At 70.0% G+C, this 20,488-nt stretch carries 24 protein-coding genes; 14 read left to right on the top strand and 10 right to left on the bottom strand.

Features of this window, described 5'->3' with window-relative positions:
• Positions 1-11: 11 nt before the first annotated feature.
• Positions 12-371 carry a hypothetical protein gene (locus RXV79_RS20285; RefSeq protein ID WP_316699917.1) on the top strand — a complete coding sequence of 120 codons (360 nt, stop codon included), beginning with the start codon at positions 12-14 and terminating at the stop codon, positions 369-371.
• Positions 372-380: 9 nt separating this feature from the next.
• On the opposite strand, the gene RXV79_RS20280 is transcribed toward RXV79_RS20285, so the two are convergent.
• Positions 381-1,277: a LysR family transcriptional regulator gene (locus RXV79_RS20280; protein ID WP_316699916.1), complete on the bottom strand. Its 897-nt coding sequence runs from the start codon at positions 1,275-1,277 to the stop codon at positions 381-383.
• 114 nt (positions 1,278-1,391) lie between these two features.
• Here RXV79_RS20280 and RXV79_RS20275 point away from each other — a divergent pair, with 114 nt between their 5' ends.
• The 5 genes from RXV79_RS20275 to RXV79_RS20255 all read left to right on the top strand — a co-directional run bounded on the left by RXV79_RS20275 (position 1,392) and on the right by RXV79_RS20255 (position 5,169).
• Positions 1,392-1,604, top strand: a complete 213-nt coding sequence (locus tag RXV79_RS20275; protein WP_316699915.1) for a hypothetical protein — start codon at positions 1,392-1,394, stop codon at positions 1,602-1,604.
• A gap of 30 nt (positions 1,605-1,634) precedes the next feature.
• Positions 1,635-2,516, top strand: a complete 882-nt coding sequence (locus RXV79_RS20270; RefSeq protein ID WP_316699914.1) for an EamA family transporter — start codon at positions 1,635-1,637, stop codon at positions 2,514-2,516.
• A 6-nt stretch (positions 2,517-2,522) separates the two neighbouring features.
• Positions 2,523-3,404 (top strand): EamA family transporter, encoded by an 882-nt coding sequence (locus RXV79_RS20265; RefSeq protein WP_316699913.1) that lies wholly within the window; start codon positions 2,523-2,525, stop codon positions 3,402-3,404.
• Entirely contained in the window at positions 3,401-4,240 is an 840-nt protein-coding gene (locus tag RXV79_RS20260; protein WP_316699912.1) for a DUF429 domain-containing protein, read from the top strand. The genes RXV79_RS20265 and RXV79_RS20260 overlap by 4 nt, the downstream gene beginning before the upstream one ends.
• A gap of 104 nt (positions 4,241-4,344) precedes the next feature.
• A complete protein-coding gene (locus tag RXV79_RS20255) occupies positions 4,345-5,169 on the top strand; it encodes a helix-turn-helix transcriptional regulator (RefSeq protein WP_316699911.1) in 825 nt (274 codons plus the stop codon).
• Between the two features lie 13 nt (positions 5,170-5,182).
• On the opposite strand, the gene RXV79_RS20250 is transcribed toward RXV79_RS20255, so the two are convergent.
• The 7 genes from RXV79_RS20250 to RXV79_RS20220 are packed head-to-tail and all read right to left on the bottom strand — an operon-like array spanning position 5,183 to position 11,263.
• Positions 5,183-7,876, bottom strand: coding sequence for a DUF6701 domain-containing protein (locus RXV79_RS20250; protein ID WP_316699910.1), 2,694 nt, complete (start codon positions 7,874-7,876; stop codon positions 5,183-5,185).
• Positions 7,877-7,892: 16 nt separating this feature from the next.
• Positions 7,893-8,300, bottom strand: coding sequence for a hypothetical protein (locus tag RXV79_RS20245; RefSeq protein WP_316699909.1), 408 nt, complete (start codon positions 8,298-8,300; stop codon positions 7,893-7,895).
• A complete protein-coding gene (locus tag RXV79_RS20240) occupies positions 8,297-9,133 on the bottom strand; it encodes a type II secretion system protein (RefSeq protein WP_316699908.1) in 837 nt (278 codons plus the stop codon). The genes RXV79_RS20245 and RXV79_RS20240 overlap by 4 nt, the downstream gene beginning before the upstream one ends.
• Before the next feature lie 2 nt (positions 9,134-9,135).
• Positions 9,136-9,783 carry a type IV pilus modification PilV family protein gene (locus RXV79_RS20235; RefSeq protein WP_316699907.1) on the bottom strand — a complete coding sequence of 216 codons (648 nt, stop codon included), beginning with the start codon at positions 9,781-9,783 and terminating at the stop codon, positions 9,136-9,138.
• Entirely contained in the window at positions 9,737-10,222 is a 486-nt protein-coding gene (locus tag RXV79_RS20230; RefSeq protein WP_316699906.1) for a pilus assembly FimT family protein, read from the bottom strand. Before RXV79_RS20230 ends, RXV79_RS20235 begins: the two co-directional genes overlap by 47 nt.
• A gap of 41 nt (positions 10,223-10,263) precedes the next feature.
• Positions 10,264-10,707 (bottom strand): type II secretion system protein, encoded by a 444-nt coding sequence (locus RXV79_RS20225; RefSeq protein ID WP_316699905.1) that lies wholly within the window; start codon positions 10,705-10,707, stop codon positions 10,264-10,266.
• Between the two features lie 37 nt (positions 10,708-10,744).
• Complete coding sequence (locus RXV79_RS20220; protein ID WP_316699904.1) at positions 10,745-11,263, bottom strand: type II secretion system protein; 519 nt, start codon at positions 11,261-11,263, stop codon at positions 10,745-10,747.
• A 264-nt stretch (positions 11,264-11,527) separates the two neighbouring features.
• On the opposite strand from RXV79_RS20220, the gene RXV79_RS20215 reads away from it, so the two are divergent.
• The 4 genes from RXV79_RS20215 to RXV79_RS20200 are packed head-to-tail and all read left to right on the top strand — an operon-like array spanning position 11,528 to position 14,650.
• On the top strand, positions 11,528-12,109 hold the full coding sequence (locus RXV79_RS20215; protein WP_316699903.1) for a GbsR/MarR family transcriptional regulator: 582 nt from the start codon (positions 11,528-11,530) through the stop codon (positions 12,107-12,109).
• Between the two features lie 53 nt (positions 12,110-12,162).
• Complete coding sequence (locus tag RXV79_RS20210; protein WP_316699902.1) at positions 12,163-12,633, top strand: thiol-disulfide oxidoreductase DCC family protein; 471 nt, start codon at positions 12,163-12,165, stop codon at positions 12,631-12,633.
• Complete coding sequence (locus RXV79_RS20205) at positions 12,630-13,967, top strand: SDR family oxidoreductase (protein ID WP_316699901.1); 1,338 nt, start codon at positions 12,630-12,632, stop codon at positions 13,965-13,967. Before RXV79_RS20210 ends, RXV79_RS20205 begins: the two co-directional genes overlap by 4 nt.
• A complete protein-coding gene (locus RXV79_RS20200; protein WP_316699900.1) occupies positions 13,964-14,650 on the top strand; it encodes a molybdopterin-dependent oxidoreductase in 687 nt (228 codons plus the stop codon). Before RXV79_RS20205 ends, RXV79_RS20200 begins: the two co-directional genes overlap by 4 nt.
• Positions 14,651-14,676: 26 nt before the next feature.
• On the opposite strand, the gene RXV79_RS20195 is transcribed toward RXV79_RS20200, so the two are convergent.
• The gene (locus RXV79_RS20195; RefSeq protein WP_316699899.1) at positions 14,677-16,410 is read right to left on the bottom strand and encodes a patatin-like phospholipase family protein; all 1,734 of its coding nucleotides are present in this window, start codon (positions 16,408-16,410) and stop codon (positions 14,677-14,679) included.
• Positions 16,411-16,548: 138 nt separating this feature from the next.
• Here RXV79_RS20195 and RXV79_RS20190 point away from each other — a divergent pair, with 138 nt between their 5' ends.
• The 4 genes from RXV79_RS20190 to RXV79_RS20175 are packed head-to-tail and all read left to right on the top strand — an operon-like array spanning position 16,549 to position 19,564.
• Entirely contained in the window at positions 16,549-17,823 is a 1,275-nt protein-coding gene (locus RXV79_RS20190; RefSeq protein WP_316699898.1) for a cation:proton antiporter, read from the top strand.
• 35 nt (positions 17,824-17,858) lie between these two features.
• A complete protein-coding gene (locus tag RXV79_RS20185; RefSeq protein WP_316699897.1) occupies positions 17,859-18,260 on the top strand; it encodes a YkvA family protein in 402 nt (133 codons plus the stop codon).
• Positions 18,257-18,724 (top strand): thermonuclease family protein, encoded by a 468-nt coding sequence (locus RXV79_RS20180; RefSeq protein WP_316699896.1) that lies wholly within the window; start codon positions 18,257-18,259, stop codon positions 18,722-18,724. Before RXV79_RS20185 ends, RXV79_RS20180 begins: the two co-directional genes overlap by 4 nt.
• A 45-nt stretch (positions 18,725-18,769) precedes the next feature.
• Positions 18,770-19,564: a MipA/OmpV family protein gene (locus RXV79_RS20175; RefSeq protein WP_316699895.1), complete on the top strand. Its 795-nt coding sequence runs from the start codon at positions 18,770-18,772 to the stop codon at positions 19,562-19,564.
• Position 19,565: 1 nt separating this feature from the next.
• Here the strand turns inward: RXV79_RS20175 and rocF are convergent, their stop codons facing one another.
• Positions 19,566-20,486, bottom strand: coding sequence for an arginase (gene rocF / locus RXV79_RS20170; RefSeq protein WP_316699894.1), 921 nt, complete (start codon positions 20,484-20,486; stop codon positions 19,566-19,568).
• Positions 20,487-20,488 lie beyond the last annotated feature (2 nt).

Raw genomic sequence — 20,488 nt, 5'->3', positions numbered from 1 at the left:
ACAATCCGGGCATGTCGCCGGAGCTGATCTTTGCCACCGCCATCGCAGGCGCCGCGTTTCTCGGCGGCCTGTTGTGGGCGCGCAAGCGCGGCCCGAAGACACGCAACGTCGCCCACAAGGGCCGGCGCGACGCGCCCACTCCGGCCAACCTGCGCTACACCTGTGCGGGCTGCGCGGGCCAGTTCACCCACTCGCGCCGCACGCTCTCGGCGCGCGAGAAGGGCGCCAAGAGCTTCTACTGCAATGCCTGCCACACCCGCTCGCTGACCGTGCCCAAGCCCAAGCCGTGGCAGCTGGTGCCGGGGGCCAAGAAGCACAAGAAGGCCGAGCAGAAGGCCGAGCAGAAGGCCGACAAGAAGGCCCCCCGTTAGACGAGCGGCTCAGCTCGCGAACCACTCCACCCAGTAATCGATGCAGGCCTTGATTTTGGGCAGCCGGTGCCGCGTGCCGGCGGTCACGGCATAGACGGGGCTGGGCTGCCGGTCCACGAGCTCCGGCATCACCGGCACGAGGCGGCCCTCCTTCACCAGCGGCTCGGCCGCGATGGTCGAGAGCCGGCCGATGCCGAGGCCCATCAGCACCAGGTTGGCGGCCACCGCCGTGTCGTTGGCGCGCCAGAAGCCGCGTGCCGGCAGGTTCATCGCCTGGCCGTCGACGATGAAGGGCCAGAGGTTGAGGTTGGTGGCGGCGGAGTTGGTGATGAGCTTGTGCTGCGCCAGCTCGTCGGGGTGCTGCGGCATGCCGGCCTCGGCGAGGTAGGCCGGCGTGGCGTAGAGCGCGCGGCCGTGGCTGCCGAGCTGGCGTGCGACCACCGTCTCGGGCAGCGTGCCGCTGGTGGTGCGCAGGGCGATGTCGATGCCGTCGCGCGTGATGTCGGCGAGCCGGTCGCTCACCTCCAGTTCCACCTGCACCCGCGGGTGGCGCGCATGCAGGCCCGGCAGGCTCGGCAGCACGCGGTATTGCGCCATCACCGTGCTCGCCGCCACACGCACCAGGCCGCTCGCTTCGCGCGACTTGGCGCTGAACTCACCTTCGAGTTCGTCGAGCGAGCCGGTGATGCGGTGGCAGTAGTCGAGAAAGGTCTCGCCTTCGGGCGTGAGCGCGAGCGCATGCGTCGAGCGGTGCATCAGCTTCACGCCGGTCGTCTTCTCGATGCGCGCCACGGTGCGCGAGACCTGGCTCACCGGCACGTCGCGCTCGCGTGCCACGGCCGAGAGCGTGCCGAGCGAGGCCACGCGGGCGAAGAGCTTCAGGTCGTCGAAGGTCAGGCCGTCCATGCGGCGATGGTAGGGGCGCTGGTGTTGCAGCCGCTGCAAGACGGATTTCCGCCGCGTGGCCTGTCGCCGAAGCGGCCGTCTGCCTAGAGTCGTTTCACATCTGGGAGACCTGCCATGCCGACCCTCGATCGCCGCTTCGACCGCCACCTTCTTCAGCTCGCCGCCGTGAACCGCGCCCATGCCCTGCGCGACGAGACGCTCGACGCCGCCTGGCTCGGCCTGCGTCGCGCCGTCGTGCGGGCGGTCCGTGTGCCGTTGCGGTGGTGGCGCGCAGGCCGACCGTCGCGTTCCAGTGCCTCATCGGCTGCGCACCCTCACTGCGCGTGAGGGCGGGGCACGGGCACAATCCCGTGCTTCATGTCCGCCTCCGCGCTTGCCCTCGTCCTTGTTGCCGCGCTGCTGCACGCACTGTGGAACGTGGTGGCCAAGAAGGCCGGAGGCGACGGCCGCTTCGCCCTCATCGTCGCCTGCTTCATCGTGGTGGTGTGGGCGCCGGTCGGGCTGTGGGCCGGCTGGGACGCCGTGCCGCGCTGGGGCTTCCCCGAGTGGGCGCTCATCGTGGCCAGTGGGGTCACGCACCTTGTCTACTTCCATGTGCTGCTGCGGGGTTATGCGGCCAGCGATCTCACCGTGGTCTATCCGGTGGCGCGCGGCACCGCACCGCTCGTGGCCTCGCTCGGGGCGGTGCTGCTGCTCGGTGAATCGCTGAGTGCGCTCGGCGTGGTCGGCGTGCTCGCCGTGACCGGCGGCGTCTTCCTCATCGCCGGTGGGCCCGGCCTCTGGGCCAAGGCGCACGACCCGGCGCAGCGCGCGCGGGTGCTGGCGGGCCTGCGCTGGGGCGGTGCCACCGGCCTGCTGATCTCGGGCTACACGCTGATCGACGGTTACGCGGTGAAGGTGTGGCTGATCTCGCCCATCCTCATCGACTACTTCGGCAACTTCGCGCGCATTCCCTTCATGCTGCCGATGGCGCTGCGCAACCCCGCGGCGGTGAAGGAGGCGTGGCGCGCGCAATGGAAACACGCGCTCGTGGTGGCCACCATCAGCCCGCTGGCCTATGTGCTGGTGCTCTATGCGGTGACGCTGGCACCGCTGTCGCACGTGGCGCCGGCGCGCGAGGTGTCGATGCTCTTCGCCGCGCTCCTGGGCGGGCGGCTGCTCGGCGAGGGCGACCGGGGTCTGCGCATCGTCGGGGCCGTGTGCATCGGGCTCGGCGTGGCCGGGCTGGCGCTGGGCTGAGCTGCGATGTCGTTGACGGCCCTTGCCCTGGTGATCGCCGCGGCGCTGCTGCATGCGCTGTGGAACGTGGTGGCGAAGAAGGCGGGCGGCGATGCACGCTTCTCGCTGCTGCTCACCGCGTTCCAGGTGCTGCTGTGGTCGCCGCTCGGGCTGTGGGTGGGCTGGGAGGCCGTGCCGCACTGGGGCGTGGCCGAGTGGGCCGCGGTCGTGGCCAGTGCGGTGGCAAACCTCGTCTACTTCCACACTCTGCTGCGCGGGTATGCGCGCAGCGACCTCACGGTCGTCTACCCGGTGGCGCGCGGCACCGGCCCGTTGCTCGCGTCGCTCGGCGCGCTCGTGCTGCTCGACGAATCGATGGGCTGGCTCGGCGCCGTCGGCCTGCTGTTGGTGATCGGCGGCATCTTCCTCGTGGCGGGTGGCACGTCGGTGTGGACGAAGGCGCACGATGCCGCGCAACGCCGCCGCGTCTTCGCCGGCGTGGGCTGGGGCGCGGCCACCGGGCTGTGCATCGCCGCCTACACCCTCGTCGACGGCTACGCGATCAAGGTGCTGGCGATCCAGCCGGTGCTGTTCATCTTTCTCTGCAACGTGGTGCGGCTGCCGATGCACATGCCCGCGGCGCTGCACGACCGGGCGGCGTTCGTCGAGGCGGCCCGCGCGCAATGGCGGCATGCGCTGCTGATCGCGGTGATGGCACCGCTCGCCTACCTGCTCGTGCTGTATGCGGTGCAGATGGCGCCGGTGTCGCACGTGGCGCCGGCACGCGAGATGTCGATGCTGTTCGCGGCGCTGCTCGGCGGCAAGCTGCTCGGCGAAAGCGACCGCGGCCTGCGCATCGCCGGGGCGCTGTGCATCGGCCTGGGTGTGGCCGGCCTCGCCCTGGGATGACCACCATGCAACTCGCCGGCATCGACTTCACCAGCCGCCCGACGAAGCGCAAGCCCGTCACGGTGGCGCTCGGCGAACTGCAACACGGTGTGGTGAGACTCACCCGCCTCGACCTGCACGAGCGCTTCGAGGCGCTCTCGCAGTGGCTGCACACGCCCGGGCCGTGGCTGGCCGCGTGCGACTTCCCCTTCGGCCTGCCACGCGAGCTGGTGCAGGCGCTCGGCTGGCCGGCCGAGTGGCGGCCCCTGATGCAGCACTACACCTCGCTGTCGCGCGAGGAGATCCGCGACACCTTCGCCGCCTTCTGCGATGCCAGGCCGGCCGGCGCCAAGTTCGCGCATCGCGCTTGCGACGTGCCGGCCGGATCGTCGCCGTCGATGAAGTGGGTCAACCCGCCCGTCGCCTACATGATGCATGCGGGGGTGCCGCTGCTGCTCGACGCCGGGGTTCACCTGCCGGGCCTGCATGCGGGCGACCCGCTTCGGGTGGCCGTCGAGGGCTACCCGGGCTTGCTCGCCCGCGAGCTGATCGCGCGGCGCTCGTACAAGAGCGACGACAAGGCCAAGCAGACCCCCGATCGGCTCATCGCCCGCAAGGACCTGGTCGAAGCGCTGGAGCAAGGCCGCAGCCGGCTCGGTGTGCGCTTGCGCCTGTCGCACGCGCAGCGCGACGCGCTGGTGGCCGATGCCTCGGGCGACGCGCTCGACGCGGTGCTGTGCCTCATGCAGGCCGCGTGGGCGAGCACGCAGCCCGGCCACGGCATGCCGGCCGATGCTGACCCGCTGGAGGGCTGGGTCGTCACCGCCGTGTCGACAGGCCCTGGGGCGCGAGGGTAATTCCCGGGGACTGAGCAGCGATTTCATACAAGCGGCTCGGCCCGAGCCCTCGAATGATCGGTGTCTGTTGCGAACGGATCCCTCCGACGATGAACCCTCAATTGATGAGTTCTGCCCAGCCCGCCGCCCTGTCTGCTGCGTGCTTGCACGGCCGCCGCCTGCATGTGGTGCGCGACGGCTTCCTCTACGCCGGCACCATCGACGAGGTGACGACCCAGCGGCAGTCGGTGGTGCTCTACCTCGCGCTGACCGACGAAGACTTCGAGATCCACCTGCCCCATGCGAGGCTGGCCGCGCGGGCGGCCGTGCTGCGCCCGGGCGTGCGCAACCGGGTCGTCGGCGGTATGGGGCCCGTGGCCTGCATCGACATCGGAGCCACCCACCGCCATTTCAGCCGGCTCGCGCGGGCTGGCTTCAGCGCACAGGCCTGGCCGGCTGGGCACTTCAAGGTGGCCCTGCGGGCGCTCAGGGCGTTTGGCGAGGGCAGCTTGTCGCACGCGCAGGCCGACGAGCTCTACACCTGGCTGGCCGAGCTCGCGATCGACCGCACCCCGGCGGTCAGGCCGACCGATGAGCGCGTGCGCGAGGTGATGCGGCTGCTGCGGCAAGACCTCGGCTTGCCGACCGCGGAGCTGGCGGCAGCGGTGGGGCTGTCGGAGTCGTGGCTCGTCCACCTCTTCCACCGAGAGGTGGGCATCACCCTTCGCCAGTACGAGCGCACGTTGCGCCTGCAGCTCGCCGCCGCGTACCTGAAGCGCGGCGTGAGCCTCACCGAGGTGGCGGCGATGGCCGGCTTTGCCGACCTGGCGCATTTCTCGAAGATGTGGAAGGTGCACTATGGGTTTGCGCCGCAGCGTGCTTTCAACGGCGACGAGATCTTCATCGACCCCATCCCCTCGCCCTTGTGCGTGGAGTTGCGGCCGCACTGAGCGGCGCTCGGCGTCAGTACATCTCGCGCAGCTGGATCAGCGGTGACTTGTACTGGCCGAAGCTGAAGCGGGCGCTCGGGTTCTGGTCGTAGGTGGTGCCGCCGGGGGCCTTGCTCTGCAGCCAGGGCAGGTTGGCCGGCACGGCGGCGGAGGTGGCGGCACCGACCGCGCTGCAACGCACCGCGCCGGCCGTGATGGTGGCGCCGAGCTGGATGGTGCCGTCGACGCTGCCCTTGTTGCCGTTGCCGGGTGCGGCGAGCCGCATCACCGCGCGGCCGCTGCTGAAGCTCGCGCTGCTGGCCGTCGGCGCCGTTTCGCAGGCGGCGAGGCTGCCGCGGAAGTTGGCGAGCGACAGGCTGCTCGTGGGCAGTGCGGTGCACTGGTCAGCCGCATTGGTGACGAAGCTCGTGCCGTTCCAGTGCTGCGTCTCGACCGGCACGGCCAGCGACAGAAGCTCGTTGCCATAGGCGCTCCCGAGCCGCAGCTGCCCATAGCGGAACTCATTGCCGGCGTCGAAGGAGATGCTCGAGTACACCAGTGGCGTGGTGGTCGTGATGCTGCCGTTGCCGGTCACGGCCGCTTCGCTGCCATCGCTCACGCTCCAGGTGAGCGCGATGCTGGCGGCAAACGGCGCGACCGGCGTGGTGGCCGAGCGCACCATGGTCAGCCGGTCCGACGACTGCGCCGCCAGCAGGCCAATGCCGCTGCCACTGGCCGTGAGCGAGGGCAGGGTGGCCGCGCTGCTGTCGAGGCCCGGCGTGGCCGACACCGTGGGGGTGTAGCCCTGGCTCACGCTCAGCGCGGCCAGCTTGGCGTTGGGGTAGTTGACGGTGGTCGAGCCGGCGGCGTTGCGTGCGAGCACGCTCGCCTGCGGCGTGGTGGCGTAGCCGAAGGGCTGGCCGAGGTAGGTGAAGCTGCGCGTGGTGCAGCTGCTGCTGTCGAAGGTGCGCAGCACCGGCGTGACCAGCGCCACCACGTCGAAGTGATCGGGCACAAAGCGGCCGACCGTCAGCGTGCCCGAGGTGATGTTGCGTTCCGCGGCAGTCGAGCCGTCGGTCGCATCGACGTTGGCGAAGCTGCTGTCGACCAGTTGCAGGTTGAAGGCACCGGCTTCCGAGTACGTGGCCGAGTGGGTGATGACGACGCCGGTGCTCGGCGTGAGCGTGCTGGCGCTGACGTTCGGCGTGCCGAGCACCCCGCCGCAAGCGGAACTCGGGGTGCTGCAGGCGGTTGCTGTGCCGACGGCCGTGCCGCTGTAGAGCGCGGTGGTGGTGCCGGTGCCGTTGACCGCGGTGGCGCGCACGGTGAACGGCTGGCCCGCCTTGTGCACGAAGTTGCCAGTGAGGTCGGTGCTGCGCGGCGAGACGGTGCTCGTGAGCGATCGGGCGGTGCCCGCGGTGCTGCTCGTCGCATCGGTGACGGCGAAGCTCGTGAAGCTCGCCGGCCGGATCGCGAAGTTGTCGGTGCTGCAGCCGGTGACGGTGGCCGTGCCGGTGTCGGGGTAGCTCACGCGGATGCGCGCGTTGGGGAACGCCTCGGCGACCGTGAGGCTCACGTTCTTGCGGCCGGCGTCGGACGCGGCGAAGTTGAGCGTCACCGCCGTGGTGCCGCTTGCCACCGTCCAGTTCGGGTTGCAGCCGGTGCTGGCGTTGACCGTGCCGGTGGTGCTGCTCGCGTCGAGCACCTCCACGCGCACGTTGCCGGTGAAAGTGGTCTCCACGCCGGTGCCGGCCGTGTTGACCGCGACCACCGCCACGCTGAATGTGGTGCCCGAGACCTTGGTGCGGATGACGCCGCTGGTGGCGCCGGCGGCGGTGCTCGTCTCGAAGGCATTGAAACGCGCTGGTGGGGTGGAGGGTGGCGTGCCGCTGCACAGTGCAGGCATGGCCGCGCCGCTGCCGTTGGTCACGCAGCTCGTGGTGCACGAGCCGAGGGCGCCGCAGCACACGCCGCCGTTGGCGCGGTCGGCCCAGTCGAGGCGCAGGTTCGACGAGCCGGTGGTGCGCAGGCATTGCGAGGCCTGGATGTTGCCGCGCAGGCGGATGCTGCCGCCGGCGGTGACCGAGGCGCTCAGCGTGGAGCCGTAGCCGATGTCGACGTTGCCCGTGGTGGTGATGCTGCCGCCCTGCAGGAACGCACGGCCGTTGGTCACCAGGGTGGCGGCGCTGACGTTGCCGGAGATGCGGGCGTCGTACTCGAGCTCCAGCGCGCAGTTGCAGCTCACGTTGCCGGCCACCTGCGTGGTGCCGCCGATGCTGATGGCGCCGCTCGTGCTGGTGATGTTGCCGCCCACGGTGTTGGCAAAGCCGAGGTTGATGGCGCCGGTGGTGGTGCTGATGCTGCCGCCGAAGGTGACCTGGGTGTCGTTGCTGTTGACCACCGTGGCCTGCACGTTGGCGTTGATCACGGCCTGGTAGTCGGTCGTGAGCGTGCCGTTGACGCGGATCGTGAGGTTGCTGGCCGAGCCGCTCTGGTTGATGCGGGCGTTGCTGGTGTTGAGGTTGCCGTTGACGGTGATGGTGGCGGGCACCACGCCGTTGATGGTGACGGTGTCGTTGAAGGCGAGGCTGCCGCCCGGGCAGGTGTAGGTGCCATTGCTGCCGGTGCAGCCGGTGGGCATGTTGCCGGGGAACGTGTAGTTCACGGCCAGCGCCGGCAGGCTGCTCAGCAGGAGCAGCAGCACGAGGGTGTGACGGATCAGCGGCATGGCGTAACTCGGCGTGTCATCGGTTGCTCACCACGGCCTGCAACTGCCGCTCGGCGTGGTCGTGCTGGCCCAGCGTGCCGGCGGTGGCGGTGGAAGTGATCTGGTAGACGGTGTAGTCGGCGCCGCCTTCATTGAGGCCGGTGCTCGCACTGCAAGCCACCTGCACCGAGAAGCCGGTGGCGGCCACGGCCCCGGGCAAAGCGGCCGAGCCCGAGCAGCTGCCGTTGATGAGGGCCTGGTAGGCGCCCCATTCCATGCCGGCGCGTGCCGCGTAGTAGGCGCGTGCGCCGAGGGTGTCGCGCACGGCGCTGATCTGCTGCGAGTTCGACATCGAGACCATCAGCCCGCCGAGCAGCGCCAGCACCACCATGAGGAAGATGGCGGACACCATCGCGAAGCCGCCGTGGCGATGACGCGGCGTCATGGCGAGCCCTCCACCTGGACCTGCTGCAGCAGGTTGATGCTTTCGCCGCCGCTCGTGAGCGTGAGCCGCAGCGTCACCACCGCGTTGCGCGTGGTGGCGCTCGCGGTGTAGGTGAACGAGCAGGCGGCCACCCAGCCGGTGAGCAGTGCGTTGTTGGCGCCGCTCTGGCTTGCGAGCGCCGAGGTGGGTTGCACGTTCTGGATCGCGTAGCCCGCATAGCGGCGCAGGCTTCCCGCGCCGCCTGGCACCGGCGCGCAGCCGTAACTCACCGGCGTGCCGACGATGTGGAAGCGCTGGTTGGGCGAGGCGTAGGGGAACTGCGTGCCGCCCACCGTGTAGCCGAGGCTGGCCAAGGCGGTGCCGAAGGTCGTGAGCGCGCGCCGGCTGCTGCCTTCGTAGGCATCGGCGCCGGGCAGGCCGAGGTTGTGCACCACCAGCTGGTCGCCGGCCACGGCGGTGACGGTGGGCCCCAGCACGTCGAAGCTGTTGTCGCTGGTGGAGCCGAAGTCGAGGGTGTTGCCGGTGTTGGTGGCGCTCAGCGCCGCGCGGTAGCGCCCGGCCGAGCGCACCGGCAGGAATTCGATGTAGGTGCCGCTCGCATCCACGCGCACGCTGTTGGGCAGAGCAGTGCGCAGCTCGCGGGCCATGCGGCGCAGGGCGAGGTCGGCCGCATCGGTGAGCTCGGCGCGGCGGCCGAGGTCGACGTATGCATCGATCGGCTGGCGCACGAAGGTCGACACCATCACGCCGACGATGCCCGTCAGCATGATGACCAGCACCGCTTCGAGCAGCGTGAAGCCTCTTGCGTGGTGGAGTGGTGTGGTGCGCCGCATGATCAGCCGATGCTGTTGGGCGCGTAGCGGAAGCGGTAGCCGGTGAGCGTGATCGTCTCGCCCTTGCCGGTGACCTGCACGTCGACCCGCAAGGCCGCATCGGCCGCGAGGCCGAAGCCCGCACCGGCGCGCGTGACGCTCACCGACACCGAGTAGCCGTCGAGCGCGACGATGCGGTTGCTGCCGTCGTCCATGCCGTAGATGACGCCGCTCGTGCCGTAGCCGTGGTAGTCGGCCACGTTGTCGAACGGGTTGGTCGCGTTGAAGCGGCCTTCGGTGGCCGGTTGCGGGCCGAGCGTGCCGCCGCCCTTGTCTTGCGAGCCGCTCGCGCCGCCGGTGCAGCCGGCGGTGCTGCCCGGCGGTGTGGCGGCTTCGTTGGCGGCGTCCTGCGGGTCGCAGTAGGTGAAGGGCTGCGCGAGCACCTCGTTGAGCATCGACTCGGCGATGGCGACCGCCTGTTTGCGCACCATCGGGTCGGCGCTGTTGCGCACGCTGTTGTTGTAGACCATCAGCACACCCGCGACCGACACGCTGATGATCATGATGGCGACCACCAGCTCGATCAGCGACAGGCCGCGCTGGCGAGCGTGTGGATGGGGGCGCTCAGCGCACGATGCCGGTTTCGGGCTCGATGGTGAGGGGCGTGGCATTTCCGGTCACCGAGATCGTGAGGGCGGTGGTGCGGGGTGTCGACGGAGCCGACAGCGGCCGGCCCAGCGCGTCGAAGATCACGCTCGTGGGCGTGGACACCGGCGCCTTGCTCGGCAAGGCGTTGTCGGCGTGGCTGTAGGCGAGGTTGTTGCCGGGGTTGAGCACGGCGTTGCCCGCGGCGCACGCCTGGTCTGCACCTGCGGCGCTGGCATAAGTCACGGTGAGCTGCGTGGCACCCACCGTCACGCACACGTTGCGCCGCATCGCGATCGCCGACTTCTGCGCATAGCGCAGCGCGGCCCCCACGAAATCGCGGGTGCCGCGGGCCGAGAACTGGTCCATGTCGAACATGCGGGGCACGGCGACCACCGCCAGGATGCCCGTCACGACCATCACGATGACCAGCTCGGCCAGCGTGAAGCCGGCTTGCGAGCGCATGGGTGCCAGACGATCCGGCCCGAAGGCCAGGCTTCGGCTCGTCAGCGTGCGCAGAAAACGGTGGCCGTGGCGGCAGTGTTGCCCGAACCCTTGGCGGCCGTGATGCTGCAGGTCGCCGTAGTCTGCGAACCGTTGCAGGCGTTGGTGGCGGTGGTGGCGACGATGAAGTCGTTGTCCGTGGGCGTCGCCGGGGCTGCGGCCACCAGGTTGATCCCACCAGTGCCGGTCACGACGAAGTTGCCCAGCAGGGCCACGGTGCAGACATCGGCTGCATTGACCGTCACGGCGCTGGTATTCCCGGCGGCCTTGGCGGCGTAGTTGAGCGACGAGCCCGACGAGATGGCCGCGGCGACGCCCTTGGTGGCGGCGTTGCGGGCGTCGGTCGACATGTCGGTGAACTTGGGCACGGCCACAGCGGCCAGCACGCCCAGGATGATGATGACCACCACGAGTTCGATGAGGGTGAAACCACGTTGCTTGTTCATGAAGATCTCCTAGAGAAAGAGCGAGGGATGCAACGGCTCAGCATCCGGATGTCACGGGAACGGAAATGGCCGCCGCCGTCGTGGCGTCCAGGGCTTGGGAATAGGTGAAGCTGCAGGCTTCGGGGTCTTTGGCGTCGGCGCGCATGAAGACGGTCTTGCCGCCTTCGCTGCGCACGCGGTAGCGCTCGGCCGGCATCTCCGCGGCGGTGAGGCCGAAGGTCTGCGCGGGGGTGGCTGCGGGGTAGCCGTGCTGCGTGGCGATGAGGCCTTGCTCGGTGCACACCGTGCCGGCGCCGCGAATCTGGTTGTCCGCCTTCGCGCCGCCGAGGCAGGGCGCGGGGTCGGGTGCGCCCTGGCGCAGGCGCGCGGCGATGTTCACGAGCGTCACGCGGGTGCTCACGATGCCGTGCAAGTAGCGCAGCTCGCCGATGCGGGCGCTGCGCTGCAACTGGGCGATGCGCGGCAGCATCACCGCGGCCAGGATGGCCAGGATGCTCAACGCGACACTCAGTTCGATCAGCGTGATGCCCTTCATGGAGCTGCTCGGTCCGTACATTCCTTCGATCGTCCGCGGCTCGGGCGCTGGCGCTCTTTCGAACAACAGTGCAAACCACGGCTTGTTCCATGCGGGCGCAACGCCGGCCCGCACGGTCTCCCCGGTCTATCGGTTGCGCGGGCGTGCTTCTTGAACCGCAAAGCGGCCTCGTCCGTGATGCACTCGACGCTTGAGGTGGGTTTCGTGTCGCCCAAGCGATCGGATCGATCCGGTCGCCTGAATTTCTGTGTTGACAGAAATCAATGGCATACCTAGAGTGGCCTCATGAACCTGTCGCCCACCCTCGAACGCTTCGTCCTGCATTGGGGCGAGATGGGCGCCCGCTGGGGCGTGAACCGCACGGTGGCCCAGATCCATGCGCTGCTCTACATCACCGGCCGCCCCATGCACGCCGAAGAGATCACCGAGACGCTGGGCGTGGCCCGCTCCAACGTGAGCAACAGCATCCGCGAGTTGCAGAGCTGGAACCTGGTGCGGCTGGTCCACATTGCCGGTGACCGGCGCGACCACTTCGAGACGTCGATCTCGGTGTGGGAGTTGGCGCGCACCATCATCCGCGAACGCCAGCGCCGCGAGATCGCGCCGACCATTGCGGTGCTCACCGAGTTGCTGAACGACCCCGCCATCAGCCGCGACCCGGCCGAGGCGAAGCTGCGCATCCGCGAGACGCTCGACTTCCTGCAGACCCTCACCGCCTGGAGCGACGAGATGCTGCGCCTCGACACCGACACCCTGAGCAAGGTGCTCAAGCTCGGCGCCCGCGTGAAGAAGCTGCTCGGGCGTGGCGACGAGACCCCGCCCGCCGAAGCGCCCGCCGTGACCCCGGCCCACTTGCTCGGACCTTGATCAAATTTTTTTGGCCCGCCGTTTCTGTTTTGACTGAAATTACTGGAGGGATCATGAGTGCCGTCTACCCGCTGACCTTGCTGTACGACGCGAGCTGCCCGGTGTGTTCTCTGGAGATGGACCACCTGCGCGCCCGCAACGATGCCGGCCGCCTGGTGTTCGTCGACATCAGCGACCCCGCCTTCGATCCCACGCCCTACGGCGCGACGCTCGCGCAGATGGACGCCGAGATCCACGCCCTGCGCGCCGACGGCCAGCTGATGAAGGGCGTGCAGGTGCTGCGCCTGGCGTATGAAGCCGTCGGGCTGGGCTGGGTGATGCGCCCGGCTGCGTGGGGCCCGCTTCGGGGGCCGGCCGATCTGGCCTACCGCAGCTTCGCCCGCCACCGCCGCACGATCTCGCGCGTGGCCGCGCCGCTCATCGACGGTGTGCGTGCGCTGCGGGCCTGGCAGATGGCGCGGCGCATGCAGCGGTGCGGCGACGGCGCCTGCACGATGAACCACGACGAAGGGAGGACACGATGAGAGTTCTGGTCACGGGTGCAACGGGCTGCGTGGGCGCAGCCGTGGTGCATGCGCTGCGCGCGCGCGGCCATGCGGTGGTGGAGGGGTCGCGCGGCGCGGCCGACGGGCGGCACACGATGCACGTCGACTACATGCAGCCGCGCAGCGCCGAGGCCTGGAGCCAGGCGCTTCGGCGCGAGCGCATCGAGGTGGTCGTCAACTGCGTGGGCATCCTGATGCCGGCGCGGGGGCAGAGCTTCGAGCGGGTGCACACCGAGGGGCCGATCGAGCTCTTTCGCGGCGCCGCGCTGGCCGGGGTCGACCGCGTGCTGCAGGTCTCGGCGCTCGGCGTGGGCGACGATGCCGAGGCGCTCGCCACGCCCTACCTGCGCAGCAAGCTGATGGCCGACGACGCACTCGCCTCCTTGCCGCTCGACTGGGCCGTGCTGCGGCCTTCGCTGGTGTACGGCCCGCGCAGCCAGAGCGCGGCCTTGTTCGCCACGCTGGCGAGCCTGCCCGTGATCTCGCTGCCCAGGCACGGCTGGCAGCAGGTGCAGCCGCTGCATGTGTACGAGCTGGCCGAAGCGATGGCGCGCCTGGTCGAGCAGCCCGGCGAGCTGCGCGCGGTGCATGAACTCGCCGGCCCCGCACCCATCACCTACCGAGACATGCTCGCGGAGTACCGTCGTGCGCAGGGCCTGGGCGAGGCGCTGTGGCTGCCGGTGCCCATGCCGCTGATGAAGCTGCTGGCGCTGGCTGCCGAAGCCTTGCCGCAGCAGGTGTACTGCCGCGACACGCTGCGCCTGCTGGAGCGCGGCAACACCACCGAGCACAACGCGCTGCCGGCACTGCTCGGCCGCCGCCCGACCACGATGGCGCAAGGCCTCGCGGTGACGGCGCCGCAGCCGCTCGTCGACCTGCGCGTGCAACTGAGCCCCGCTGCACAGTGGCTCGCCCGCGGGTCGCTCGCCTTCATGTGGCTCTACACCTCGCTCATCAGCGCCTGGCTGCCGCAGGAGTCGGGCGTGCTCGCACTGATGGCGCGCTGCGGCTTCGAAGGCGATTGGGGCATTGCTGCGCTGGTGTTCTCGTGCAGCCTCAACACGGTGCTGGGCGTGCTGGCGCTGCGCCGGCCGGTGCCGTGGGCGATGGCGCTGCAGGTGATCGCCGTGATCGGCTACACCACGACCGCCGCGCTCAACATGCCCGAGCTCACGCTCGACCACTGCGGCCCGCTGGTGAAGAACCTGCCGGTGCTCGCGTTGCTCACGCTGCTCTGGCTGGCCGCACCCGCAGCCCAGCCCGCGCCCGTGGCCGCACGCGCCGCCGCACCCGCGCGCATGAGGGCCACATGAGCACGCCCCTGACCCCACTGCCGCCGGGGCAGCGGGCGCGCGACGACTTCCCGCGCTTCGGCGCCACCCCCTACGCCGAGCGCTTCCCGGCGCAAGCCGATCGCGTGCGCCTGCACATCGGGGGCGACGTGCGCACGCCCCTCACGCTGGAGCACGCCTGGGCCGAGTTGCCGCGCACCGAGGTGTGTGCCGATTTCCACTGCGTGACGACCTGGTCGCACCGCGGCCTCAGGTGGGGCGGTGTGCGCTTCGCCGACGTCTACCGGCAGGTGGTGCTGCCGCTTGCGGGCGCCCCGGCCGATGCCACTTTCGTGGTGATGCGCGCACAGGACGGGTACCGCTCCAGCCTCCCGCTGCAGGACCTGCTCGCCGACGACGTGCTGCTGGCCGACACGCTCGATGGCGCGCCCCTGCCCATCGCCCACGGCGCGCCGCTGCGCCTGGTGGCGCCGGCCCACTACGGCTACAAGAACGTGAAGCACCTCGACCGCATCGAGTTCCGCCGCAGCAGTGCGGGCTATCGCCCGGTCGGCCCGCGCTTCATGGCGCATGACCGCGCCCGCGTGGCCTCCGAAGAGCGTGGCCAGTGGGTGCCGGGCTGGCTGCTGAGGTGCTTGTACCGGCCGCTGATCAGGCCCACCGTGCGCCGTTTTGCCCACGCCTTGCAAGCGCGCCAGGCATGAAACCCTCGACGGATCTGGCACGGTCGTCAGCGCCCCAGCACCTCGGGCCCTTCGATCCGGCGGCACACCTGGCGTGCGTGGGCGACGGCCTCGGGCGTCGCGCTGTCCGCGAGCACCAGGCTGCGGATCTGCTGCAGGCAGGGGTTCGCGGGTGAGATGACGATGTCGACTGCTTCGTCGAGCAGCCGTGCGTCGCCGTCGGCGAGCTTGAACGACGTGGGGATGGTGTCGAGCTTGCGCTTGAGGCCCGCGTGCGCGCGGTCGACGGCTTCCAGGTCGTCGAAGCCGAAGTGATAGAAGACCAGCCGCTGGCTCAGGTCGAGCGTCGGGCGGCCGCGGTCATTCAGGGCGCGGCACAGTGCGCTCGGCAACTCGCGCGTCTCCGGTTCGCAGCTGCCGTCGTTCCAGCGCAGGCGTGCGCCATTGAACTCGCCGATCAGGCGGCCCCGGTTGTTCTGCAGCAGTGCATCGACGGCATCGCTCACGTTAGCGTCGAGCAGCAGGCCGAGCGTGCCGCGCGGATCGGGGTTGAGCCGGCTCGCGCCGCGCGGGCGGGTGAAGGCGTCGACCAGCACGACGACGATGCGGTCGTAGTCGTCGAGGCGGCCCTGCGCCTCCAACTGGAAGAGCGCGCGCTTGACCGACTTGAGCCCGAGGTTGTCGGAGTTGCCGCCGTCGAAGACGTGCAGGTACTGCCGGTCGGTGCATTTGAGTTCGTCGTCGCGGTTCTTCTCGCAATACGTGTCGAGGGCGCCGGGCCGGTAGTCCTGCAGCGTGTGGTTCGGGAAGACGAGTGGGAACGACGACGAGGCCATCACCGCGCGTGCCAGCGAGTAGCGGCCGAGGTCTGAATTCAGGCGGTCGCGGAAGTCCTCGTCGGTGAAGGTGAAGACGCTGCCGAAGGCGTATTCGTCGACGGCGAGGCCGGGGCCGCTCTGGTCGGTGGCGGTGGTGGCGTTGACGAGCAGGAAGGGCCGCGTGGGGTTGAGCTCGTCGAAGCGCAGGTCGCCACCGAGGAGGCGTGTGCCGTAGAGGTTGTCGCCGAGCGTCTGCGCCATGATGTCGCCGCGGTCGTAGGCGGTGAACCAGCAGCGGGCGATGTTCTGCGGCCACAGCCAGTTGCCGAACCAGCGCAGCAGGTAGTTGCGTTGGGTGAGGCCGAGCACGCTGTCGGCTTCCCAGTCACGCAGCTGCTTGAGTGGGGCCTGGCGGCACAGGGTGTCGAGGCGCCGCAGCGCCTTCGCGTGCGTGGGCAGCTTCGCCTGCAGCAGGGCGAGGTCTCTGGCGCTGAGCGGGGCGTTGCAGTGCAGGGTGTGGCGGGCGGTGTCGAGCCTGATCTGCTGGCCGAGGGGTGTGCCGGCGATCAGCGGCGGCAAGACGGCGGCGAGCGGTGGCGAGGTGAGCGACGCGTCGCGCGAGGCCGCGTAGAGCGCGGCGGTGATCGATCCGCCCGAGACCGACGAGAGCACGTCCACCTCGTCGAGCAGGTCGACCTCGGGGTAGAGCGTCTGCAGCTTGAGCATGGTCGCCGCCGAGAGGTAGGCCGCCCGTGAGCCGCCGCCCGAGAGCGCGAGGAACATCAGCACCTTCGGGTTGCCGCGTGCGCCGTCGAGCTGGAAGCTCGCCCGCGTGGGGGCTGGCGGCTCGCCTTGCGCACGCAGCGGCTGGTTGGTGTGGCTGAACGTGGCGCAGCCGCCGGCCATCGCGAGCAGCGTGGCGGCAGCGATGTGGGCGCCAAGGTGCAGCAGGCGGCATTCCATGCTGCGTTATAGGCGCCGTGGCGATGGCCTGCGTCCCCAACGTTAGGGGCTCGCGGCGCAGGAGCCCCACACCGGCCTCGGCCAAGCGGCTCTGCTATGGTCGTCCGCCATGCCCCGCCCGACACACCTGCACGCACGATGGACCCCTTCGTCATCTGGTGCCTGATCGTCGGCCTGCTGCTGATCACCATCGGCCTGACCGACACCTGGCGGCAGGAGCTGCCCGTCTGCGCGTCGGCCATCTACCTGCTCGCCGGCTACCTGCTCGGGCCGGAGGTGTCGGGCCTCCTGAACCTGCGGCTGGACACGAACCCGGTGCTGCTCGAGCGGCTCGCCGAAGGCGCGGTGTTGATCTCGCTCTTCGCCGTCGGCCTGCGGCTGCGTGCGCGTCTGCGCGATCCGCTCTGGCACACACCTCTCGTGCTCGCCACGGTGGCGATGGTGCTCACGGTCGGGCTGATGACGGGGCTGGGCCTGACGCTCGGCCTGTCGCTCGGCAGCGCACTGCTGCTGGCGGCGGTGCTGGCGCCGACCGACCCGGTGCTCGCCTCGGAGGTGCAGGTCGAGCATGCAGCCGACCGCGACCGCCTGCGCTTCAGCCTCACCGGCGAAGGCGGGCTCAACGATGGCACCGCGTTTCCGTTCGTGATGCTGGCGCTCGGCTTGCTCGGCCTGCACGAGCTGGGCGACGGCGCGTGGCGCTGGTGGAGCGTCGACGTGGTCTGGGCCGTGAGCGGCGGCGTGGCGATTGGCTGGGCGCTCGGGTTCGCCTTCAGCCATGCGGTCGTGTACCTGCGGCGCGAGCGCGAACAGGCGCTAGGCATGGAAAGCTTCCTCACGCTCGGGCTCATCGCCCTGGCCTATGGTGCGGCGATCGCGGTGCAGGCCTACGGCTTCCTGGCGGTCTTCTTCGCCGGGCTGGCGATGCGCCAGGTGGAGCGGCGGGACAACCCGCGTGCCCGGCCGCTCGATGTGCCGCCCGACGCGCCGCCCGCGCAGGCGTCGGCCTACATGGCCAAGGCCGTCCTCGATTTCACGCTTGACCTGGAGAAGCTCGCCGAGCTGACGGTGATGCTGCTCGTGGGCAGCCTCATCACGCGTGCGGCTTTCACGCCGGCCACGCTGGCGGTGGCGTTCGGCCTCATGTTCGTGGTGCGGCCCATCGCGGTGTATGCGAGCACGATGTCGCTGCCGCTCACCGCCACGCAGCGGCGGCTCGCCGCCTGGTTTGGCGTGCGCGGGGTGGGGTCGATGTACTACCTGGCGTACGCGGTGGCCAAAGGCGCGGCAGGCGAGCAGACGGCGTTCATCATCGACGCGGTGCTGGTCACCATCGTGATGTCGGTGTTGCTTCACGGCTCCACCGCCACGCCGGTGATGCGGCTGTACCGCCGGGCGCGCCGGCCTCGCTGAGGGCTGGCGAGAATCGGCCCGATGAAGAGGAGCGGATGATGGTGTTCAAAGTGGGCAAGCTGGTGCGGGCCGCCAACAAGGCGCGGCTGGCCACGTACCTGATTGCGCTGTGGAAGCTCTTCAAGCACCCGCAGACGCCGCGTGCCGCGAAGATCGCCGCCATCGCGGTGCTGGCGTATGTGCTGAGCCCGATCGACCTCATCCCCGATTTCATTCCGGTGCTGGGCCTGCTCGACGATGTGGTGCTCGTGCCGCTGGGCATCGCGCTCGTCGTGCGCCTCACGCCCAAGCCGCTGTGGGAATCGCTGCTGAAAGAAGCCGAGGCCTCGCGCGACAAGCTGCCGAAGCTGTGGTGGGGCGCGGCCTTGATCGTGCTCGTGTGGCTGGTGCTGATGGGCCTTTTCGTGTGGTGGCTGGTGAGCCTCTTCGGCACATGAGGCGGCTCCTCGCCTTCCTCGCACTGCTGGCGTGTGCGTCGGCGCATGCGCTGAGCGGCGTGGTGACGCACGTGACCGATGGCGACACGCTCTGGGTGCGGCCCGAAGGCGGCGCGCCGGTCAAGGTGCGCCTGCAGGGCATTGATGCGCCCGAGCGTTGCCAGGCCTGGGGTGCGCAGGCGCGCGAGGCACTGGCGGCGCGTGTGCTGCACCGGCAGGTGCAGGTGCGCACGCGGGCGAAGGACGCCTACCACCGCACCATCGGGACGGTGTCGCTCGACGAGCACGACGTGGCCGCCTGGATGGTGCGTGAAGGCTACGCCTGGAGCCAGCGTTACCGCAGGAGCCTCGGCCCATATGCGGCCGAGGAGGCCGAGGCACGGCGTTTGCTGCGGGGGCTCTTTGCAGCGCCCGCGGCCATCGAGCCGCGGCAGTTCCGCAAGGCGCATGGGCCCTGCCAGTGATCCTCTTTCGATGGTTTGATTTTTCCTGACTGCATGGATGTGTCGATGAAGCTGATGACAAGAGCAATGGTGGCGTGCGGGCTGGCGCTGGGCGCGGGCGTGGCGGGGGCGCAGGCCTTCGATTCGGTGCGGCTCGACGGGCCCGAGGGCGAAGGGCAGGGCCGCGTCGGCCTGGCGGCCATTGCCGGCCACCGCTACCTGGGCTCCGACGAGGAGCGCTACATGCTCCTGCCCACGGTCGACTACCGCTGGGCCAACGGCTGGTTTGCCGGTGTGGGCAACGGCGTGGGCTACCGCTTCAAGAGTGCGAGCCCGCAGTGGCAGTACGGCGTGCGCCTCGCCGCCGACTTCGGGCGCAAGGAAAGCCGCTCCGAGGTGCTGCGAGGCCTGGGCGACATCCCGCGGCGGCCGCAGGCGGGGGTGTTCCTCAACTGGCATGCCGCACGCGCGCTCTCCTTCCACAGCTCGCTGCGCTACGGCTCGGGCGAAGACCGTGACGGCATGGTGCTCGACGTCGGCGTCAACACCGGCACGCAGATCGCGCCGCGCTGGCGCCTCGGTGTGGGCCTCGGCGCGACCTGGGTCAACCGCGCGTGGATGCAGTCGTACTTCGGCATCACGCCCGAGCAGAGCGCCCGCAGCGGCTATGCGGTGTCGACGGTCGGGGCGGGTGTGCGCGACGTGAAGCTGAGCACCTCGCTCACCTACTTCATCAGCCACGACTGGGCGGCATCGCTCATCGTGAGCGGCACGTCGCTGCAGGGCGATGCGCGCGACAGCGTGATCGTCCGTGAGCGCAACCCGGTCGGCGCGGTGCTGGCGGTGGGCTACCGCTTCTAGCTCACTTCCGCATCAAGGTGCTCTTGCCGAAGAGGCTGCCGATCAGGTCGACCGCCACCTCGGCCGTGCGGTTGCGCACGTCGAGGGCGGGGTTGAGCTCCATCACGTCGAGCGAGCCCATGCGGCCGGTGTCGGCGATCATCTCCATGCACAGCTGCGCTTCGCGGTAGGTGGGCCCGCCCATCACGGTGGTGCCCACGCCGGGCGCGTAGTCGGGGTCGAGGAAGTCGACGTCGAAGCTCACGTGCAGGTGGGTGTTGACGTCGAGCGTGGCCAGCGCCAGCTCCATCGCGTGGCGCATGCCCATCTCGTCGATGTAGCGCATGTCGAAGACCTCGAGGTCCATCTCGTGCACGAAGCGTTTCTCGCCGGCGTCGACGCTGCGGATGCCGATCTGGCGGATCCACTTCGGGCTGATCGCCGGCACGTGGCCGCCGATCTCGACCAGCTCCTTCGGCCCCTTGCCGCACAGGCAGGCCACCGGCATGCCGTGCAGGTTGCCGCTCGGCGTGAGGATGTTGGTGTTGAAGTCGGCGTGCGCATCGAGCCAGAGGATGCGCAGCTTCTTCTTCGCCTCACGGCAGTGGCGCGCCACCGCGCTGATGCTGCCGAGACCCAGGCAGTGGTCGCCGCCGAGCAGGATGGGGAAGCGGCCTTGCACCAGCTCGGCGTGCACCGCCTCGTGCACCAGCCGGTTCCAGGTGACCACTTCGGTGAGGTGCCGGTAGCCGTCGACCGGCGGTTGCCAGGGGTTGGCGGGGCCTGAGAGGTTGCCCCGGTCGATGACCTCGAGGCCCTGGCCTTCGAGGGTGGTCACGATGTTCGCCACGCGCAGGGCCTCAGGGCCCATGCTCGCGCCGCGGTCGCCAGCGCCAATGTCGGTGGGGGCGCCGATGATGCTGATGGCGGGCTGCGCGTTCATGC

It is taken from the genome of Piscinibacter gummiphilus, assembly GCF_032681285.1.
Classification (GTDB): domain Bacteria; phylum Pseudomonadota; class Gammaproteobacteria; order Burkholderiales; family Burkholderiaceae_C; genus Rhizobacter; species Rhizobacter gummiphilus_A.
Note: the sequence above shows the minus strand (reverse complement) of the source record. Positions and strands in the feature narration are given on the sequence as shown.

Coding starts and splice junctions, on each gene's coding strand:
- RXV79_RS20280 (WP_316699916.1), bottom strand. CDS start 1,277: ATGGACGGCCTGACCTTCGACGACCTGAAGCTCTTCGCCCGCGTGGCC.
- RXV79_RS20220 (WP_316699904.1), bottom strand. CDS start 11,263: ATGTACGGACCGAGCAGCTCCATGAAGGGCATCACGCTGATCGAACTG.
- RXV79_RS20230 (WP_316699906.1), bottom strand. CDS start 10,222: ATGCGCTCGCAAGCCGGCTTCACGCTGGCCGAGCTGGTCATCGTGATG.
- RXV79_RS20175 (WP_316699895.1), top strand. CDS start 18,770: ATGAAGCTGATGACAAGAGCAATGGTGGCGTGCGGGCTGGCGCTGGGC.
- RXV79_RS20190 (WP_316699898.1), top strand. CDS start 16,549: ATGGACCCCTTCGTCATCTGGTGCCTGATCGTCGGCCTGCTGCTGATC.
- RXV79_RS20205 (WP_316699901.1), top strand. CDS start 12,630: ATGAGAGTTCTGGTCACGGGTGCAACGGGCTGCGTGGGCGCAGCCGTG.
- rocF (WP_316699894.1), bottom strand. CDS start 20,486: ATGAACGCGCAGCCCGCCATCAGCATCATCGGCGCCCCCACCGACATT.
- RXV79_RS20215 (WP_316699903.1), top strand. CDS start 11,528: ATGAACCTGTCGCCCACCCTCGAACGCTTCGTCCTGCATTGGGGCGAG.
- RXV79_RS20285 (WP_316699917.1), top strand. CDS start 12: ATGTCGCCGGAGCTGATCTTTGCCACCGCCATCGCAGGCGCCGCGTTT.
- RXV79_RS20255 (WP_316699911.1), top strand. CDS start 4,345: ATGAGTTCTGCCCAGCCCGCCGCCCTGTCTGCTGCGTGCTTGCACGGC.
- RXV79_RS20180 (WP_316699896.1), top strand. CDS start 18,257: ATGAGGCGGCTCCTCGCCTTCCTCGCACTGCTGGCGTGTGCGTCGGCG.
- RXV79_RS20240 (WP_316699908.1), bottom strand. CDS start 9,133: ATGCGGCGCACCACACCACTCCACCACGCAAGAGGCTTCACGCTGCTC.
- RXV79_RS20265 (WP_316699913.1), top strand. CDS start 2,523: ATGTCGTTGACGGCCCTTGCCCTGGTGATCGCCGCGGCGCTGCTGCAT.
- RXV79_RS20195 (WP_316699899.1), bottom strand. CDS start 16,410: ATGGAATGCCGCCTGCTGCACCTTGGCGCCCACATCGCTGCCGCCACG.
- RXV79_RS20260 (WP_316699912.1), top strand. CDS start 3,401: ATGACCACCATGCAACTCGCCGGCATCGACTTCACCAGCCGCCCGACG.
- RXV79_RS20225 (WP_316699905.1), bottom strand. CDS start 10,707: ATGAACAAGCAACGTGGTTTCACCCTCATCGAACTCGTGGTGGTCATC.
- RXV79_RS20245 (WP_316699909.1), bottom strand. CDS start 8,300: ATGACGCCGCGTCATCGCCACGGCGGCTTCGCGATGGTGTCCGCCATC.
- RXV79_RS20270 (WP_316699914.1), top strand. CDS start 1,635: ATGTCCGCCTCCGCGCTTGCCCTCGTCCTTGTTGCCGCGCTGCTGCAC.
- RXV79_RS20210 (WP_316699902.1), top strand. CDS start 12,163: ATGAGTGCCGTCTACCCGCTGACCTTGCTGTACGACGCGAGCTGCCCG.
- RXV79_RS20200 (WP_316699900.1), top strand. CDS start 13,964: ATGAGCACGCCCCTGACCCCACTGCCGCCGGGGCAGCGGGCGCGCGAC.
- RXV79_RS20185 (WP_316699897.1), top strand. CDS start 17,859: ATGATGGTGTTCAAAGTGGGCAAGCTGGTGCGGGCCGCCAACAAGGCG.
- RXV79_RS20275 (WP_316699915.1), top strand. CDS start 1,392: ATGCCGACCCTCGATCGCCGCTTCGACCGCCACCTTCTTCAGCTCGCC.
- RXV79_RS20250 (WP_316699910.1), bottom strand. CDS start 7,876: ATGCCGCTGATCCGTCACACCCTCGTGCTGCTGCTCCTGCTGAGCAGC.
- RXV79_RS20235 (WP_316699907.1), bottom strand. CDS start 9,783: ATGCCACGCCCCTCACCATCGAGCCCGAAACCGGCATCGTGCGCTGAG.